We start from the raw sequence: 2,196 nt of genomic DNA, 5'->3' as shown, positions 1-2,196 counted from the left end.
CCGTTGGTTGGACCACGTAGGTAAAGCCACTGGCCAGGCTTCCGCTCTGCGAGCCCACGCTATTGGTCACGGTCACCGTTGACGCTCCGGCGCTGCCTGCGGGCGTGGTCGCGGTGATGGTCGTGCTGTTGACCACCACCACGTTCGTTGCGGCCGCTGTGCCGAACTTCACCGCTGCTCCCGTCGCGAAGTTCGTTCCCGTGATGGTCACAGCGGTGCCGCCCGAATTCGAACCGCTGTTCGGACTCACGCTGCTCACCGTTGGCTGGCCTACATAAGTAAACGCAGCAGGCAGGCTGCCGCTCTGGCCGCCGCTATTGGCCACCGTCACGGTTGCTGTTCCGGCGCTCCCCGCGGGCGCGGTCGCGGTGATCGTCGTGCTGTTCACCACCACCACGTTCGTCGCAGCCGAGCCGCCGAACGTTACAGTTGCGCCGGAAGAGAAGTTCGTTCCGGTGATGGTCACAGCAGTGCCGCCTGATGCCACACCGCTGCTGGGACTCACGCTGCTTACCGCCGGACCTGCGGTGTAAGTAAACCCACCAGTCAGGCTGCCGCTTTGACCGCTGCTGTTGGTCACGGTCACCGTCGACGCTCCGGCGCTGCCCGCGGGCGCGGCTGCGGTGATGGTCGTGCTGTTGACCACCACTACGTTCGTCGCTGCTGCTGTGCCGAAGGTCACCGTTGCCCCCGAGGCGAAGTTCGTCCCGGTAATGGTCACCGCTGTGCCGCCGCCGGTCGAGCCGCTGTTCGGACTCACGCTGCTCACCGTTGGCGCTGGAACGGATGCGGCTGAGAAGGTCACCATCTGCATGACCCACGCGCCGGCCGAGGTTAACGCCGCCGTCGCGCTGTTGCTGCCTGCCGTGGTCACCGTCTTGTCTTCCGCGATATCTTCATCCGGCGTGGTGATGATCCGCGATGTAAAGCCGCTGCCCGCCGCCGCTGTCGCCGTCGCCACCAGGTCCGCTCCGAAGATCAGCTCATTCGCGCTGGTCGTCGTTGCAGCGCCGCTGCTCGCTGTCGCACTGCTTCCACTGGCTCCAGCCGTCACATCGAGCGCCGTCACCCCCCGATACTCCAGGATGCGGATATCTGGATAGGACGCCGCCTGGCTGAAGGTCACCGTCACCGTGTTGCTGCCGCCCGCGATGTTCGCCGCATAATAGATCGACTGCTCCAGACCCGAGCCGGTTGTCGGGCCGATCGCAAGACGGTACGTGTTCCCTGCGCTGTCCTTGACCGACTGCACCGTGGAGGCAACGTCGTTCCAGCCCACGACTACTACGTTGAGATCTCCCAGCGTCTGCGTGGCCGGATAGCTCACGCTCACTGTCGCTGTTGGCGACTGCGGCGTGGCCGAGGCCACCTGCGCAAAGGCGATCGCCACCGATGAGCTGTAGGTAAAACCACCGGCCAGACTGCCGCTCTGCGAGCCCACGTTGGTCACTGTTACCGTCGCTGCGCCGGCGCTGCCCGCTGGCGTCGCCGCCGTGATGGTCGTGCTGTTCACCACGACTACGCTCGTCGCTGCCGCTCCGCCGATCGTCACCGTTGCGCCCGTGGCGAAGTTCGCGCCCGTGATCGTCACCGCGGTGCCGCCAGCCGTTGGACCGTTGTTCGGACTTACTCCGCTCACCGTGGGCTGGCCGATGTACGTAAATCCACCAGCCAGGCTCCCACTCTGACCGTTCACCGTCACTGTCACTGTTGCAGATCCGGCAGTGCCTGCAGGCGTGGTCGACGTGATCGTCGTCGCGCTCACCACCACCACGTTCGTCGCTGCTGCGGTGCCGAACTTCACCGTCGCGCCAGTCGCGAAGTTCGTGCCCGTGATCGTCACTGCCGTGCCGCCGGCCGCGACACCGCTGCTCGGACTCACGCTGCTTACCGTTGGTTGGACCACGTAGGTAAAGCCACTGGCCAGGCTTCCGCTCTGCGAGCCCACGCTATTGGTCACGGTCACTGTCGACGCTCCGGCGCTGCCTGCGGGCGTGGTCGCGGTGATGGTCGTGCTGTTGACCACAACCACGTTCGTTGCGGCCGCTGTGCCGAACTTCACCGCTGCTCCCGTCGCGAAGTTCGTCCCCGTAATGGTCACCGCGGTGCCGCCCGAGTTTGAACCGCTGTTCGGGCTCACCCCGCTCACCGTTGGCTGACCTACATAAGTAAATCCACCAGACAGGCTGCCGCTCG

General features: G+C 65.4%; 1 protein-coding gene. It reads right to left on the bottom strand.

The genetic code is table 11. The features are described 5' to 3' along the window. The coding region (locus tag XX99_RS27910; RefSeq protein WP_197081957.1) for a beta strand repeat-containing protein at positions 1–2,196 on the bottom strand (2,196 nt) is incomplete at both ends.

Origin of the sequence: Silvibacterium bohemicum (genome assembly GCF_001006305.1) — a bacterium.
Taxonomy (GTDB): domain Bacteria; phylum Acidobacteriota; class Terriglobia; order Terriglobales; family Acidobacteriaceae; genus Silvibacterium; species Silvibacterium bohemicum.
This window is presented reverse-complemented; position numbering and strand designations above follow the sequence as displayed.